This window comes from Sphingomonas sp. BRN-1R, assembly GCF_057748035.1.
Window position 1 is genome coordinate 3,973,093 of sequence record NZ_CM173236.1, and the last position, 13,238, is coordinate 3,986,330.

At 67.9% G+C, this 13,238-nt stretch carries 21 protein-coding genes; 5 read left to right on the top strand and 16 right to left on the bottom strand.

Translation table 11 applies throughout. The features are described from left to right. Positions 1-8: 8 nt before the first annotated feature. Genes fliR through flgC form a run of 4 tightly spaced genes read right to left on the bottom strand, consistent with a single transcriptional unit; the run spans position 9 to position 1,808 of the window. On the bottom strand, positions 9-779 hold the full coding sequence (gene fliR, locus AC3ANX_RS18465; protein ID WP_488334683.1) for a flagellar biosynthetic protein FliR: 771 nt from the start codon (positions 777-779) through the stop codon (positions 9-11). Position 780: 1 nt separating this feature from the next. After that, positions 781-1,053 (bottom strand): flagellar biosynthetic protein FliQ, encoded by a 273-nt coding sequence (locus AC3ANX_RS18470; RefSeq protein WP_488334684.1) that lies wholly within the window; start codon positions 1,051-1,053, stop codon positions 781-783. Continuing rightward, positions 1,053-1,391 (bottom strand): flagellar hook-basal body complex protein FliE, encoded by a 339-nt coding sequence (fliE, locus tag AC3ANX_RS18475; protein WP_488334685.1) that lies wholly within the window; start codon positions 1,389-1,391, stop codon positions 1,053-1,055. Before fliE ends, AC3ANX_RS18470 begins: the two co-directional genes overlap by 1 nt. Positions 1,392-1,403: 12 nt before the next feature. Further along, complete coding sequence (flgC, locus tag AC3ANX_RS18480) at positions 1,404-1,808, bottom strand: flagellar basal body rod protein FlgC (RefSeq protein ID WP_488334686.1); 405 nt, start codon at positions 1,806-1,808, stop codon at positions 1,404-1,406. A gap of 128 nt (positions 1,809-1,936) precedes the next feature. Between flgC and AC3ANX_RS18485 the strand changes: the two genes are divergently transcribed. The 5 genes from AC3ANX_RS18485 (at position 1,937) to AC3ANX_RS18505 (ending at position 4,509) form a co-directional block, all read left to right on the top strand. Further along, complete coding sequence (locus tag AC3ANX_RS18485; RefSeq protein ID WP_488334687.1) at positions 1,937-2,170, top strand: FliM/FliN family flagellar motor switch protein; 234 nt, start codon at positions 1,937-1,939, stop codon at positions 2,168-2,170. 4 nt (positions 2,171-2,174) lie between these two features. Further along, positions 2,175-2,573 (top strand): FliO/MopB family protein, encoded by a 399-nt coding sequence (locus AC3ANX_RS18490; protein ID WP_488334688.1) that lies wholly within the window; start codon positions 2,175-2,177, stop codon positions 2,571-2,573. Next, on the top strand, positions 2,566-3,321 hold the full coding sequence (gene fliP, locus AC3ANX_RS18495; protein ID WP_488334689.1) for a flagellar type III secretion system pore protein FliP: 756 nt from the start codon (positions 2,566-2,568) through the stop codon (positions 3,319-3,321). The genes AC3ANX_RS18490 and fliP overlap by 8 nt, the downstream gene beginning before the upstream one ends. A gap of 166 nt (positions 3,322-3,487) precedes the next feature. Next, positions 3,488-4,048: an NUDIX domain-containing protein gene (locus AC3ANX_RS18500; protein WP_488334690.1), complete on the top strand. Its 561-nt coding sequence runs from the start codon at positions 3,488-3,490 to the stop codon at positions 4,046-4,048. Positions 4,049-4,149: 101 nt separating this feature from the next. Further along, entirely contained in the window at positions 4,150-4,509 is a 360-nt protein-coding gene (locus tag AC3ANX_RS18505) for a hypothetical protein (RefSeq protein ID WP_488334691.1), read from the top strand. Between the two features lie 64 nt (positions 4,510-4,573). On the opposite strand, the gene AC3ANX_RS18510 is transcribed toward AC3ANX_RS18505, so the two are convergent. The 12 genes from AC3ANX_RS18510 to motA are packed head-to-tail and all read right to left on the bottom strand — an operon-like array spanning position 4,574 to position 13,076. Continuing rightward, positions 4,574-5,011, bottom strand: a complete 438-nt coding sequence (locus AC3ANX_RS18510; RefSeq protein ID WP_488334692.1) for a hypothetical protein — start codon at positions 5,009-5,011, stop codon at positions 4,574-4,576. Positions 5,012-5,018: 7 nt separating this feature from the next. After that, positions 5,019-5,888 carry a flagellar motor protein MotB gene (locus AC3ANX_RS18515; protein ID WP_488334693.1) on the bottom strand — a complete coding sequence of 290 codons (870 nt, stop codon included), beginning with the start codon at positions 5,886-5,888 and terminating at the stop codon, positions 5,019-5,021. Between the two features lies 1 nt (position 5,889). Continuing rightward, positions 5,890-6,177, bottom strand: a complete 288-nt coding sequence (locus AC3ANX_RS18520) for a hypothetical protein (protein WP_488334694.1) — start codon at positions 6,175-6,177, stop codon at positions 5,890-5,892. Positions 6,178-6,184: 7 nt separating this feature from the next. Further along, on the bottom strand, positions 6,185-6,700 hold the full coding sequence (locus tag AC3ANX_RS18525) for a chemotaxis protein CheD (protein ID WP_488334695.1): 516 nt from the start codon (positions 6,698-6,700) through the stop codon (positions 6,185-6,187). A gap of 4 nt (positions 6,701-6,704) precedes the next feature. Then, on the bottom strand, positions 6,705-7,094 hold the full coding sequence (locus tag AC3ANX_RS18530) for a response regulator (protein ID WP_488334696.1): 390 nt from the start codon (positions 7,092-7,094) through the stop codon (positions 6,705-6,707). 1 nt (position 7,095) lies between these two features. After that, complete coding sequence (locus AC3ANX_RS18535) at positions 7,096-8,112, bottom strand: protein-glutamate methylesterase/protein-glutamine glutaminase (protein ID WP_488334697.1); 1,017 nt, start codon at positions 8,110-8,112, stop codon at positions 7,096-7,098. Then, positions 8,109-8,981 carry a CheR family methyltransferase gene (locus AC3ANX_RS18540; protein WP_488334698.1) on the bottom strand — a complete coding sequence of 291 codons (873 nt, stop codon included), beginning with the start codon at positions 8,979-8,981 and terminating at the stop codon, positions 8,109-8,111. The genes AC3ANX_RS18535 and AC3ANX_RS18540 overlap by 4 nt, the downstream gene beginning before the upstream one ends. Beyond that, positions 8,978-9,466, bottom strand: a complete 489-nt coding sequence (locus AC3ANX_RS18545) for a chemotaxis protein CheW (RefSeq protein ID WP_488334699.1) — start codon at positions 9,464-9,466, stop codon at positions 8,978-8,980. Before AC3ANX_RS18545 ends, AC3ANX_RS18540 begins: the two co-directional genes overlap by 4 nt. After that, positions 9,463-11,538, bottom strand: coding sequence for a chemotaxis protein CheA (locus tag AC3ANX_RS18550; RefSeq protein ID WP_488334700.1), 2,076 nt, complete (start codon positions 11,536-11,538; stop codon positions 9,463-9,465). The genes AC3ANX_RS18545 and AC3ANX_RS18550 overlap by 4 nt, the downstream gene beginning before the upstream one ends. Further along, complete coding sequence (locus tag AC3ANX_RS18555) at positions 11,535-11,900, bottom strand: response regulator (RefSeq protein ID WP_488334701.1); 366 nt, start codon at positions 11,898-11,900, stop codon at positions 11,535-11,537. Before AC3ANX_RS18555 ends, AC3ANX_RS18550 begins: the two co-directional genes overlap by 4 nt. After that, positions 11,897-12,208: an STAS domain-containing protein gene (locus AC3ANX_RS18560; RefSeq protein WP_488334702.1), complete on the bottom strand. Its 312-nt coding sequence runs from the start codon at positions 12,206-12,208 to the stop codon at positions 11,897-11,899. The genes AC3ANX_RS18555 and AC3ANX_RS18560 overlap by 4 nt, the downstream gene beginning before the upstream one ends. After that, a complete protein-coding gene (motA, locus tag AC3ANX_RS18565) occupies positions 12,192-13,076 on the bottom strand; it encodes a flagellar motor stator protein MotA (RefSeq protein WP_488334703.1) in 885 nt (294 codons plus the stop codon). Before motA ends, AC3ANX_RS18560 begins: the two co-directional genes overlap by 17 nt. Positions 13,077-13,238 lie beyond the last annotated feature (162 nt).

Consider the following 13,238-nt stretch of genomic DNA (forward strand, 5'->3'; position numbering starts at 1 on the left):
GACATGCCCTAGCCCCACACCGAGCGCGTCCACGCGGACATCGCCTGCGCGAAGCCGCCGAGCATCGCCGCCATCAGCAGCGCGGTGATCCCCATTCCCAGCAGCAGGTTCAAAGGCTGCGCGATGAAGAACACCTGGATCTGCGGCGCCAGGCGCGCGGCGAGACCGAGCGCGACGTTGAAGACGATGCCGTACACGATCAGCGGTGCTGCAAGGCCAAGCCCGAGTTCGGTCGCGCGGGACACGGTGGCCACCACCAGTTGCGCGAAATCGGCGGAGGAGGGCAGCACGCCGACCGGAAACATCGTGTAGCTGTGCACCAGCGCGCCGATCCAGACGTGATGCACCCCCATCCCCATGCACACGATCGCCGCGCCCACGCTCATCAGCTTGGACAGGACCGTCACCTGACCGCCCATCGCGGGATCGCTCACCAAAGCGGAGGTGAGGCCGATCTGGAGGCTGATGAGCCCGCCCGCCATCGACACGGCGGTGAACATGATCTTAACGAGCGTGCCGAGCGCGAGGCCGATCATCAGCTCGACCAGCACCATCGCCGCGTACGCCGCCTGATTGTCGGGCGCGACCGGGAGCTTGGTGCTGAGCAGCCCGTACAGCCCGAGGGTCATGCCGAGCGAGATCAGCAGCCGGACCTTGCCGGGCACCGCCTCTTCCGAGAAGACCGGCAGTACCATCAGCATCGCCCCCACCCGCGCGAACAGCAGCAGGAACGCGGTGGCGAACCCCGGCAACTGGTTGATGAGCGCGAGACCCGCCACGTCAGCCGGCTATGATGCGCTGGCTGATTTCGGCCATGAAGCCGTTCATCGCACGGCCGATCATCGGCAGGCACATCAGCATGACGAGCCCGATGCCGAGCAGCTTGGGCACGAAGGTCAGCGTCGCCTCCTGCACCTGCGTCAGCGCCTGGAACAGGCCGATGACGACGCCGAGGATCAGCGACGCGAGCAGCATCGGCCCGGCGATGGTCAGCACCAGCAGCAGCGCGGCGCGCGCGATCGCCATCGCATCCGCCGGGTCGAGCCCGTGCATCAGATCTGCATCCGCATGATTTCGCCGTATGCGCTCACCACCCGGTCGCGCACCGCGACGACGGTATCGAGCGCGGTCTCGGCCGCGCCGATCGCGGTGACGACGTCGATGAGGTTGCCCTTGCCCGCGACCTGCGCCGCGCTCGCCTTTTCGGCCGAGTGCAGGCTGGTGGTGGCGGTGCCGACCATCTGACCGACCATCGCGCCGAAGCTCGGGGCCGCGCTTTCGCTGCCGCCGCTTTCGGTGAGCGGCGAGGCCGAGGGCAGCAGCGCGCCGCCCTTGCTACCGGAGATCGCACGGCCATAGGCCATGCCTGCGTCAAGCGCGCCAATCGACATGATGGAGTGTCCTTACTTGAGGAGATCGAGCGTGCGCATCGTCAGGCCGCGCGCGGCCTCGATCGCGTTGAGATTGGCTTCGTACGAGCGCTGCGCCGCCTTCATGTCGGCGGTTTCGAGCAGCGGATCGACGTTGGGTGTCTGGACATAGCCGGTCGCATCGGCGGCGGGGTTGCCCGGCTGATAGGTGCGGCCGAACGCGGTCTTGTCGCGGGTCACGCCGCTCACTTCGACCTCGCCGCCCTTCTGCTTGCCGTCGAGCACCGCGCGGAAGGTGGCGATCTTGCGCTGGTAGGGCGTGCCGCCCGCCGTCGACGCCACCGAATCCGCATTGGCGAGATTCTCGGCGATCACCTTCATGCGAGCCGATTGCGCGCGCAAGCCCGAGGCGGAAATGTCGATCGAGTCCGAACCCATGAACCTTGGCCCCATAAGAGGTGCGGCCTGTCGCCGCTCACACTGGTCTTATAGGCAAAATTTTCCCACCCCGGCCGATCGACTCCAGATTTTTCCTATAACCTTATGGAACGGTTAAGGAGCGGCATGTGGCCGGACTGAACGATATCCAGGTTGAACTCGCGGTGATGCTCGGCTCGACCAGCATGCCGATCCGGCAGATCCTCAAGATGAGCCGCGGCGCGATGATCCCGCTCGACGCGCGTCAGGACGACCCCACCGTGGTGCTCGTCAACGATCAGCCGGTCGCGCACGGGCAGATCCTCGTCGAAGGCGACGTGATGTCGCTCGAAATCACCGAAGTCATTCGTACGGGGCGCTAAGACCATGGACCTGTTTTCCGTCATGCGCATGCTCGCCTCGCTGGGCGTCGTGCTGGGGCTGCTCGCCGGAGCGCTGTGGGTGGTCAAGCGCTTCGACGTGAAGTTGCCGGGCCGGATCGGCGGCGGCGCGACACCGATGCGCCGGCTCGAGATCGTCGAGCGGCTGTCGATCGACCCCAAGCGCTCGCTCGTGCTGCTGCGGCAGGACGGCCAGGAGCATCTCGTGCTGATGAGCCCCGAGGGCCATGTCGTGCTCGAACGCCAGAGCCTCGCCGCCGAGGCCGCCGACGGCAACGTGCCGCCCTATGCCGCGCTGATGGCGCAGGCGATCGAGCGGCTGTGGACGCGCGTGTCGGACGAGGCGGAGATGCTGCGCCAGCCGGTGATCGCCCACCATGCGTAAACGTGCCCTGCTCGGTGCCGTGATCGCACTCGCGCTCGTCACGATGCCGTCCGTGGCGAGCGCCGCGACGCAGGCGGCGGCGCACGGGCCGACCATCAACCTCGGCGGCGAGGGCAACATGACCGGGCGTATCGTCCAGCTCGTGCTGCTGATGACGGTGCTGAGCCTCGCGCCCGGCATCCTGATGACGGTGACGTCGTTCACCCGCATCGTCGTCGCGCTGTCGCTGCTGCGCACGGGGCTTGGCGCGCAGGGCGTGCCGCCCAACCCCGTCATCATCAGCCTGGCGCTGTTCCTGTCGTTCTTCGTGATGGCCCCGACCTTCAACAAGGCCTACACCGAGGGCGTGAAGCCTTATACCGAGGGCAAGATCACCGAGGCGGTGGCGTTCGACAAGACCGCCGCGCCGCTGCGCACCTTCATGCTTGGGCAAGTCCGCAACGAGGATTTGAAGCTGTTCGTCGATCTGTCGAACCAGCCGCCCACCCCGCGCGCCGCCACGCCGCTGCCGACGCTGATCCCCGCCTTCATGATCTCCGAACTGCGCCGCGCGTTCGAGATCGGTTTCCTGCTGCTGGTGCCGTTCCTGGTGATCGACCTCGCGGTTTCCGCCGTGCTGATGGCGATGGGCATGATGATGCTGCCGCCACCGAGCATATCGCTGCCGATGAAGATCATTTTCTTCGTGCTGGTCGACGGCTGGGCGCTGGTGGCGGGTTCGCTCGTCAAGAGCTTCCACGCCGGCTGACGCGCCCCGCCTGCCGCCCCGCCAACCGTCACCCCAGCGAAAGCCGGGATCTCCCGCCGCTGGAGCGCCACAGGCACCGGTTCCGCGCCCGACGCAGAGATGCCAGCGTTCGCTGGCATGACGGACGGGTGGCGTCCGCTTCGGTCGGCTGCCATAGCCCACGCCCATGTTTGCGATCGACTCCATCCGCACCATCTATCAGGGCTGGCTCAACCTCATCATGGTGCGGCTGCGCGCGCCCGATGGCGCCACGTTCGAGCGCCACGTCGTCGAGGTCGGGCGCGCGGTGGCGGTGCTGCCCTACAACCCTGCCACCGGCATGGCGCTGCTCGTCTCGATGCCCCGCGCGGCGGTGACATTGCTGGGGCACGCCGATCTGCTCGAAGCGATCGCCGGCAAGCTCGACAGCGACGATCCGGAGGAATGCACGCGCCGCGAGGCGATGGAGGAAGGCGGCGTCCGGCTCGGCGCGCTGGAGCATATCGGCCAGTTCTGGACGATCCCCGCGATCGCTACCGAGCGGCTCGATCACTACCTCGCCGAATATGCCGATGCCGACCGGATCGGTACGGGCGGCGGCTTGACGCACGAGCATGAGAACATCACCGTTCACGAGCTGCCGCTCACCGAACTATGGGCGCGCTACGAGCAGGGCGCCCTGCCCGACGCCAAGCTGGTGACATTGCTGCTCGCGCTGCGCGTGAAGCGACCGGGGCTGTTCGGCTGAACATCGCTACGCGCCACGCAGAGGCCAGGCTTCGGCAAGAGAAGCAGCCGGACGGAAAGCGCCCACTTGCGGACGCTCGATCAGGGCGTCAGGCTGTAGATATGCTCATCAAGATTATCCACCGTCCGATCGGTGAAGCTCCAGAGTGGGTGAGAGACGCTTGGATTGGTGTGACGTTACGAACCGCTCAGAAATCGGCTAAAAACTTTAACGGGTTCGGCGTTCTTTCTGCGCCTTCCAGTGCACTTCTTCAACTTGTGAAGATGCTTACGGGAACCGCGATCCGCGTGACCGGCTTCACCGTCAACGCTCAGGTCGCCGTTGACATTCTTGCCGTGACACAGCCTGCCGCTGCCGATTGGTGGAGAAGCAGCACGCCTAAGCTTCTTGACGGAAAGCAGCGGTTCGTCTTCGATTCTGACGCGTGCGAAGTGCTGGAAGAAGAGTCGAACGGCAGCTAACCACCACGTACGGACGTTCAACCAGCGCAGCTAAACCGCGCGCTCGCAGAAGCCGTGCCTCGGATCACGCCGGCGCGGCCGCCGTCACGATCGCGCGCTTGACTCCGTCCTTCGCCAGCGCCTCGCCCGCCGCGTCCATCAGCACGCGCTCGAACAGCTTGAGATCGGGCAGCAGCCCCTGCGGCCCGCTCGCCATCGGCGACCGGTACGTGCGCATGTTGACCGCATCGAGGAACAGCGGCAGCTTCTCGGTCACTTCGGCGCTCTTGTCCTCCGGCACCTCCAGCGACACGTCGAAATTGGCGTAGCCCGACAGCTTGCCGTCGCTCGCCACGATCGGCGCGAGGATCTTGCCGGCGGAGACGAACGCGGTCGCGACCGGCGCCGCCGCCTTCGGGTGCGCCGACTGCGGCCCCAGCAGCAGCATCGCCGCATAGCCGCCGCCCGCGCCGAAGCCGATGCCGCCTACTACCATGACGAGGGGAATGAGGAGTTTCTTCATAAGGCCCTCAGTAGTTGAAGCTCAGGTCGCGCGGCATCGCCGATGCATCGGCAAGCAGCACGATGGTGATGCGGCGGTTCTCCGCGCGCTTGGGCTGATCGGGGTAGAGCGGGCGCGTATCGGCGAACGCCACCACCTCGCCCATCCGGTCCGCCGACAGCCCGCTCGCGACCAGCGCCTGACGTGCGGCGAGCGCGCGCTCGCTCGACAGCCGCCAGTTGGCGTCGCCGCTGCCGCCCGCGCTGTCGGTATGCCCCTCGACCGCGACCTGCACGCGCGACGTCGCGATCTTCGACGCGACCCGCGCCAGCAAACCGCGCCCATAGGCGTTCAGCGTCGCGGTGCCGCCGTCGAACATGCTGTGCTTGTCGTTGTCAATCAGGTTGATGCGGAAGCCGTCGCGGGTCTGCTCGACGTCGACGGTCTTGCCGCCGTCGCTGGTCGAGCCCGCCACCGTATCGAGCGCGACCTTGAGGTCCTGCGCCGCCACGCGCATCGACGCATCGGGCATGTCGGCGCTGCCGCCGCGCGCGACGCCGGCCGCCGCCGCCTGGATCGCGGGTACGCCCGCCGCCGTGCTGCCGTCGCCTTTCATCGCCTGCGTGTGTCCGCCCGAATTCTGCGTCGCGCTGGCACCGCTGGTCTGACCCTGCGCCATCGGCGCGTTGGGCGGCGCGGGCGAGAAATATTCGGCCAGCCCCTTCAGCTTCTCCTTGTCCGGGTTGGAGATCAGCCACAGCAGCATGAAGAATGCCATCATCGCCGTCACGAAATCGGCATAGGCGACCTTCCACGCGCCGCCGTGATGGCCGCCGCCCGAGACTTTCTTGACGCGCCGGATGACGATGGGACGCAGGTCGTTGCTTCGCGTGGCCATGTCAGCGCTCCTCGATCGCGGTGGAGAGACGCGCCTGGAGCGCGCCGAGGCCGATCCCGCCGAGCGCCTCGAATGTCGTCATGCCGCCCGCCAGCCGACCGAGCAGCCGCCCGCATTCGTCGACATGCTGCGACAGGATGTCGAACTGCTGGAGCTTCTCCAGATGCTTGTCGATCATGCCGGCATCGCAGACCAGCTCCTCGGCGAGCCGTTCGAGCAGGGTGCGCACCTCGCTGAGTTCGCTCGCCATGGCGAGCATCAGCCGTTGCCGGTGAAGGGGTGTGGGCATGTCGTCCTCAGAACAGTTCGATGTCGCCGCCGAGCGGCGGGGGCGGCAAGGGAGCGGGCGGGGCTACGTCCTCGGCGCGGATCGACCGGACCATGCCGTCCCACGGCCGGAACTCGACACGGCGCGGGGCGGTGCCGCCGACGTCGCTCGCGCCGGTCGGAATGCTTTCGAGTTGCATGAAGCGCGCGGCGAAGGCGGCATTGTCGCTGCCGATCCTGCCCAGGCCGGCGATGATGTTCGCGCCGCCGAAGATCCGTGCGCGCAGGTTACGCCGGGCAGCACCCCGCGCCATCATCGCGTTGATGAGCAATTCCATCGCGTGCACGCCGTAGCGCGACATCTCCTCGCGGCGCACCACCTGGTCCGCAGCCGGCGTGCCGAGCAGGAAATGGTTCATGCCCCCCACCCGCGCCTCCGCATCGTGCAGGCACACCGCCACGCACGATCCGAGCAATGTCGTGATGACGACACCCGGTTCGGCGACGACGGCATGCTCGCCCTGAACGATCGCGATACGGCGCATGGGCTCAGCTCAATGCCCCGAAGACGCGCTCGATCTTCTCCTTCAGCGCGGCCGGCGCGAACGGTTTGACGACATAGTTGTTGACGCCAAGCTCCGCCGCCTTCTGCACGACCGAACGCTCGGCCGAGCCGGTGAGCATGATGAACACCGTCTTGCCGATCACCGGATCGCCGCGCACCGCCTCGAGAAAGGCGAGCCCGTCCATGTCGGGCATGTTGTAGTCGGAGATGATGAGGTGCACGCGCTCCTCGCGCACCGCGGGCAGCGCCTCGACCGCGCTGGCGCTGTCGCGCACGTCGCGGAAACCGAGATCCTGAAGCGTGCGGCGGATCATCGCGCGCATGCTGGTCTGGTCGTCCACCACCATCACCTTGATTGCCGATGCAGCCGGCATCTTAACGCTCCCGCTCGACGCGCTGGCAGGCGGACAGGATCGCCCCCGGCAACGCGTTCAAATGATGTTCGTGTTCCACGGCCCCCGCCGCCCGCGCTGCGCGCGGCATGCCGTAAACGATGCAGCTCGCCTCGTTCTGGCCGAGCGTGCGGGCGCCCGCGTCGCGCATCGCGCGCAGGCCCGCCGCACCATCCGCGCCCATGCCGGTCAGGATCACGCCGGTCGCGCGCGCACCGATCGCGGCGACCGACTGGAACAGATGATCGACCGAGGGGCGATGCCCCGACACGGGCGGTGCGTCGCTCAACCGGATGCGGCCGTTCGCCAGTTCCATGTGGCGCCCACCCGGCGCGACGTACGCGGTGCCGGACGCGATCGCCATGCCGTGCGTCGCCTCGACCACGTGCATCGGGCACAGCCGGTCGAGCCGCGCGGCGAAGCCACCGGTGAAGGCGGCCGGCATATGCTGGACGATCAGCACCGGCGGGCAATCGGCCGGCAATGCTGAGAGTACCGCGAACAGCGCCTCCACACCCCCGGTCGACGCGCCGATCGCGATCACGCAATCGTCGCGCAGATTGGCGGCGGCAACCGGCTTGACCGCGCTGGGGCCACGCACCCGCGCCCGCGCGGCGGCCTTGACCGTATCACGCAGCATCTGCCCGTCGCGCACCAGCTCGCTCGGGGCGCCGACCGGCTTGGCGATGCAATCGACCGCGCCGAGCCGCAGCGCCTCGATGCTCACCTCGGCGCCGCGCGCGGTGAGGGTCGAGCACATCACCACCGGCATCGGCCGCAGCCGCATCAGCCGTTCGAGGAACGACAGACCGTCCATGCCGGGCATCTCGACGTCGAGCGTCAGCACGTCGGGGTCGAGCGCCTTGATCATCTCGCGCGCGGCATGCGGCTCGGGCGCACCGCCGACGACTTCGATCTCAGGGTCGATCGACAACACGGTGCGCAGCACCCCGCGCATCGCGGCACTGTCGTCGACGATGAGGACACGGACCGGCGTCATGCGCGCGCGTCCTCGTGCTTGCGGTAGATCGTCTGCCCGCACGGCTCCATCCGGTCGCGCGCCGGGCTGGTCAGCCGCTCGCTGTGGCCGATGTAGAGGAACCCGCCGGGCAGCAGCTGGTCGATCAGTCGCGTCTCCAGCTCGATCTTCGCGTCCTTGTCGAAATAGATCATCACGTTGCGGCAGAAGATCGCGTCGAAGCGGCGGCGCATCGGCCAGGGATCGAACAGGTTGAGCGGGCGCGCCGTCACCAGATCGCGCAACTCGGGCACGATCTCCACCGCATCGCCCGCAGCGCGGGTCCAGCGGGTGCGATGCGCGGCCGGGATCGCCTTGACGGCACTGGCGGGATAGCGCGCGGCGACGGTCGCGGCGACCACGCTCGGCGACAGATCGGTCGCGAGCAGCAGCAGCCGGCCGCCCTGCGTCCAGGCCGGGTCGCGCCCCGCCAGACACATTGCGATCGTATAGACCTCCTCGCCGCTCGAGCAGCCCGCCGACCAGATCCGTACCGGCTCGCGCCCTGCCTTCTCACGCAGCAGCGGCAGCGCCGCGCTTTCGAGATGCTCGAAATGATGCTGTTCACGGAAGAAGTGCGTGTGGTTGGTGGTCAGCGCCTCGACCAGCGCGGCACGCTCGGCCGGCTCACGCTCGACCATCGCGAGATAGTCGGAGAAGCGCGCCAGGCCGTGCGCGCGCAGCCGCCGGCTCAGCCGCGAATGGACGAGCGTCGCCTTGCTCTCGGCAAGGTGGATGCGCGCGTCCGTGCGCAGGATCGCGGCGACCTTCGCGAAGTCGGTCGGCGTCAGCTCGGCGGCGAGACTCCACGTCTCGCCACCCGCAGACGCTATTGGTGCGACGAAGCTCACGCGGCGACATCCACCGGCCGCGCGAGACGGAGCGCATCGAGATCGAGCAGCGAGACCATCGCTGGCTTGCGCTCGCCGCCCTCGCCGCCGCGCGCGGCGATCGCGACCAGGCCGAGGATCATGCCCTGTTCGGCGGTATCCACCGTAGGCGGCGGCTGGATCGCACCGTCGGCGATGGCGACGATGTCGTTGACCTCGTCGACCAGGAAGCCCGCGTGCTTGCCGGCAATGTTGCACACCAGGATGCACGAGCGCGCGTGGATCGCGCTCGGCGTCCAGCCCAGCCGCTCGGCGAGGCCGACCACGGGCACGACGTTGCCGCGCAGGTTGGTGACGCCCTTGATGTACGCGGGCACGCCGGGCAGCGGCGTCGGATCCTCCCACTCGCGGATTTCGACCAATGCGGTCATGGGGATGCCGAACGTCTGCCCGCCCAGCGTGAAGGTCACGATCTTCTGTTCGCCTTGGCCGTCGCGCGCGTTCATGCTGCCAGTCCTTTTGCCGAATATTTCGCCGATGCGGCGTGCGTGGATGACACCAGCGCATCCACGTCCATGATGAGCGCGATGCCGCCGTCGCCGAGGATGGTCGCGCCGCCGAGGCCACGGATGGGGTAGAGATGCTGGTCGAGGCTCTTGATGACGACCTCGCGCCGCTCCTCGATCGTGTCGACCATCAGACCGACGCGGCCGGCGGCGTCGCTGTCGACCATGATGACGATCGAATCCTCCGGAAGCGGCGTCGCCGCGCGGTGCAGCGCGAACAGATGGTCGAGCCGCTTGACCGGCACGAAATCGCCGCGCAGCTCGATCACCTCGGCGCCGGGCGTTACGCGGCGCACCTGCCCCGGCTCGGGCCGGACCGATTCGACCACGCTCGCCAGCGGCAGCACGTAGCGCTGGCCGTCGAGACGGATAATCATCCCGTCGAGAATGGCGAGCGTGAGCGGCAGGATCATCGTGAACGTCGTGCCGGTGCCGGGATGCGATTCGATCTCGATCCGCCCGCCCAGCGCCTCGACGTTGCTGCGCACCACGTCCATGCCCACGCCGCGCCCGGAGATGTTCGACACCGCCTCCGCCGTCGAGAAGCCCGGCGCGCAGATCAACTGGTCGATCTCCTCGTCGCTTAGGGAAGCGTCGGGGGCGACCAGCCCCTTCTCGATCGCCTTGGCGAGCACGCGCGCACGGTCGATGCCGCGCCCGTCGTCGCGCACGCGGATGAAGATGCGCGCGCCGCGCTGCTCGGCGGAGAGCCACAGCTTACCCTCGGCAGGCTTGCCGGCGGCGATACGCTCGGCGCACGGCTCGATGCCGTGGTCGACCGCGTTGCGGATCATGTGCGTCAGCGGATCGCCGATCTTCTCGATCACGCTCTTGTCGACCTCGGTGCTTTCGCCGCTGATCTCGAGCGCGACGCGCTTGTTCGTCTCCGCGCACAGGTCGCGCAGCATACGCGGCACGCGCGAGAAGGACTGGCGCAGCGGCTGCGCGCGCAGCGACATGACATTGTCCTGGATCTCGCGCGTCAGCCGGCTGAGCTGCGGCAGTTCGACGCGCTGCTGATCGACCGGCGCGAGCCGATCGGCGAGGATCGAGTTGCGGATCACCAGTTCGCCGACCAGGTTGAGCAGCATGTCGAGCTTGGCGACGTCGATGCGGATCGTCTGCGCGTGCGTGTCGGCGGAGACGGGCGGCGGCGTGGCGGGCACCTCGGGCGGCATCGGCGGACAATGGTCGCACTCGGCTGCGGGCTCGGGTTCGGGCGCGGGCGCAGGCGCCGGGTCCGCCACGGCTGCGCGCGTGATCTCGACCAGCGCGTCGGGCGGCAGGAAATCGAAACAGTCGGCGATATCCGCCTCGGCCACATCGCCCGGCAGCGTGATCCGCCAGCCGAGATACGCCTCCTCCGGCTGAATGTCGCGCAGCCCGGGCAGGGTTTCGAGCCCGCTCACGCGCGCGGTGCCGCCGAGCTGTTCCAGCTCGCGCACCAGCAGCAGCGGCTCGCCGCCGTTCGCCAGCGCCGCGCGCGAGGGCGCGAACCGCACCGTCCAGCCGGCCTCGGCAGCGGCAGGTGCCGCGAAATCGTCGAACATGTCCAGGTCGACGCTGACCGGCACGAAGCCGAAATCGTCGGCCGCCGGCAGCGCGACCGCGACCGGTGCGGGCACCGCCTCACCCGCCAGCACCGCCTCCAGCGCGGCGCGGGTGGCGGCATCGTCGGGAAGCGCCGCCTTGCCCTGCGCCGCCGCGACATGATCGGCCAGCACGTCGAGCGCGCCCAGCATCATCTGCACCACCGGCGGGCTCGCGGCGACACGGCCCGCGCGCACCGCGTCGAGCAGATTCTCGAACCCGTGCGAGAAGCCGAGCAGCGCGCTGTGCCCGAACGCGCCCGATCCGCCCTTGATCGAGTGGACCGCGCGGAACACGCTCGCCACCACCTCCGCCGATACGGTGCCCGCCGCCATCGCGGTGAGCCCCTGTTCGGCGCAGGCGAGGCCCTCGGCGCATTCTTCGAAGAAGATCGCCTGGATATCGTCGAAACCGTCGCTCACGGGCACACGCGACGGATCGCCGCTCCGAGCTTGGCCGCATCGAACGGCTTGGTGATCCAGCCGGTCGCGCCCACCGCGCGTGCGCGCGCCTTCTTGTCGTCGGAAAATTCGGTCGACAGCACTAGGATCGGCGTGCCCCGGAAGGAGGGAATGTCGCGCACCGCTTCGATCAGCCCGAAGCCGTCCAGCTTGGGCATGTTGATGTCGGTGATGAGCAGATCGGGCGCGACCTCGCGGATCCGCTCCAGCCCATGTTCGCCGTCGTTGGCGGTTTCGATGTGGAACCCTTGCGCGGTCAGCGTTACCTTGAGCAGCATGCGCATGCTCGCACTGTCGTCCACGGTCAGAATGGTCTTGGTCACAGGTCGATATCCTCTTCGAGCCCGAGCGCGTCGGCAAAGCCCAGCCCGCGCAGCCGTGCGGCAAGTGCCGGATCGAGATGGCGCAGCGCGAACGCCTGCCCGGTCGCCTCCGCCTCGGCACGCGCCGCGACGAGCAGTTGCAGCACTGCCTGGCCGATCGTCTGCGTGTCCTGCGCGTCCACGACGATGCCCTCCCTGCGGTCGGCGGCGATCACCAGCCGCGTGCGCAGATCCTCGGCATCCACCGTCAGGCAGTGCACCGGCAGGCGCAGGTCGAGATCGAGATCGAGATCAGGCTGGCTGAGCATTGAGATCACCCTTGGCTTCATCAAGCGCGGCTTCGAGTTGCTGGAAGGTCGGCGCGCTCGACGACGGCGTCATGCGTCGCGCGATCTCGACCGCGACCTGCGTCGGCAGGCCTTGCGCGTAGCCGATGATCGCGGTCTTCGAGATCATATAGACCTTGCTGTCGCCCTCGATCACCTGGAGCAATTTGGCGGCGAGCGGGCCGATCACGCAGTAGGACAGCAGCACGCCGAGGAAGGTGCCGCACAAAGCGCCGCCGATCATGCCGCCGAGCACCTCGACCGGCTGGTCGATCGAGCCCATCGTCTTGATGACGCCGAGCACGGCGGCGACGATGCCGATCGCGGGCAGACCGTCCGCCATCGACTGGAGCGCGTGCTGCGGCTCCAGCTCCTCGTGGTGATGGCGGTCGATGTCGTTCTCCATCGCCTCGGTCATCTGGTTCGGGTCTTCGAAATTGACCGTCATCATGCGCAGGTAATCGCAGATGAACTCGATGAGGTGATGGTCGCCGAGCAGGCGCGGGAAGCGGCTGAACAGGCTGCTTTCATGCGGGTTGTCGAGATGCGGCTCGATCGCGGTGGCGCCACCCTTCTTGAAGGTGGTGAGCACCTGGAACAGCAAGGTCAGCAGGTCGCGATAGTCGGTGTCCTTCCACCGGCTGCCCTTGAACGAGCGCATCAGGCCTTTGCCGGCGAGCTTCACCGTGCCCATCGAATTGGCGACGATGAACGCGCCCAGCGCCGCGCCGCCGATCGCCATCAGCTCGTGCGGCAGCGCCTCCATGATGACGCCGAGCTTGCCGCCGCCCAGCAGATAACTGCCGAACACGCAGCCCAGAATGATGAGGAACCCGACACCGTTGAGCATGATCGCCCCTTAACCACCCGAGAAATGCTTCTTGGTCGATTATAGGAAAACTTTGCCGCCCTCCCGGAGCCGCACGAAAGAAAGTCGCGTTTCGCCCGGAAAAGCGCCGATCCTGCTATGATGGGAGGAGTCGCGATCGGATGCGTCGGGCCGAGCCCTGCC

Excerpts from the sequence above, each read along its gene's own strand:
- AC3ANX_RS18470 (WP_488334684.1), bottom strand. The coding sequence starts at position 1,053 with ATGCACGGGCTCGACCCGGCGGATGCGATGGCGATCGCGCGCGCCGCG.
- fliE (WP_488334685.1), bottom strand. The coding sequence starts at position 1,391 with ATGTCGATTGGCGCGCTTGACGCAGGCATGGCCTATGGCCGTGCGATC.
- flgC (WP_488334686.1), bottom strand. The coding sequence starts at position 1,808 with ATGGGTTCGGACTCGATCGACATTTCCGCCTCGGGCTTGCGCGCGCAA.
- AC3ANX_RS18490 (WP_488334688.1), top strand. The coding sequence starts at position 2,175 with ATGGACCTGTTTTCCGTCATGCGCATGCTCGCCTCGCTGGGCGTCGTG.
- fliP (WP_488334689.1), top strand. The coding sequence starts at position 2,566 with ATGCGTAAACGTGCCCTGCTCGGTGCCGTGATCGCACTCGCGCTCGTC.
- AC3ANX_RS18500 (WP_488334690.1), top strand. The coding sequence starts at position 3,488 with ATGTTTGCGATCGACTCCATCCGCACCATCTATCAGGGCTGGCTCAAC.
- AC3ANX_RS18505 (WP_488334691.1), top strand. The coding sequence starts at position 4,150 with ATGCTCATCAAGATTATCCACCGTCCGATCGGTGAAGCTCCAGAGTGG.
- AC3ANX_RS18510 (WP_488334692.1), bottom strand. The coding sequence starts at position 5,011 with ATGAAGAAACTCCTCATTCCCCTCGTCATGGTAGTAGGCGGCATCGGC.
- AC3ANX_RS18515 (WP_488334693.1), bottom strand. The coding sequence starts at position 5,888 with ATGGCCACGCGAAGCAACGACCTGCGTCCCATCGTCATCCGGCGCGTC.
- AC3ANX_RS18520 (WP_488334694.1), bottom strand. The coding sequence starts at position 6,177 with ATGCCCACACCCCTTCACCGGCAACGGCTGATGCTCGCCATGGCGAGC.
- AC3ANX_RS18525 (WP_488334695.1), bottom strand. The coding sequence starts at position 6,700 with ATGCGCCGTATCGCGATCGTTCAGGGCGAGCATGCCGTCGTCGCCGAA.
- AC3ANX_RS18530 (WP_488334696.1), bottom strand. The coding sequence starts at position 7,094 with ATGCCGGCTGCATCGGCAATCAAGGTGATGGTGGTGGACGACCAGACC.
- AC3ANX_RS18535 (WP_488334697.1), bottom strand. The coding sequence starts at position 8,112 with ATGACGCCGGTCCGTGTCCTCATCGTCGACGACAGTGCCGCGATGCGC.
- AC3ANX_RS18545 (WP_488334699.1), bottom strand. The coding sequence starts at position 9,466 with ATGAACGCGCGCGACGGCCAAGGCGAACAGAAGATCGTGACCTTCACG.
- AC3ANX_RS18560 (WP_488334702.1), bottom strand. The coding sequence starts at position 12,208 with ATGCTCAGCCAGCCTGATCTCGATCTCGATCTCGACCTGCGCCTGCCG.
- motA (WP_488334703.1), bottom strand. The coding sequence starts at position 13,076 with ATGCTCAACGGTGTCGGGTTCCTCATCATTCTGGGCTGCGTGTTCGGC.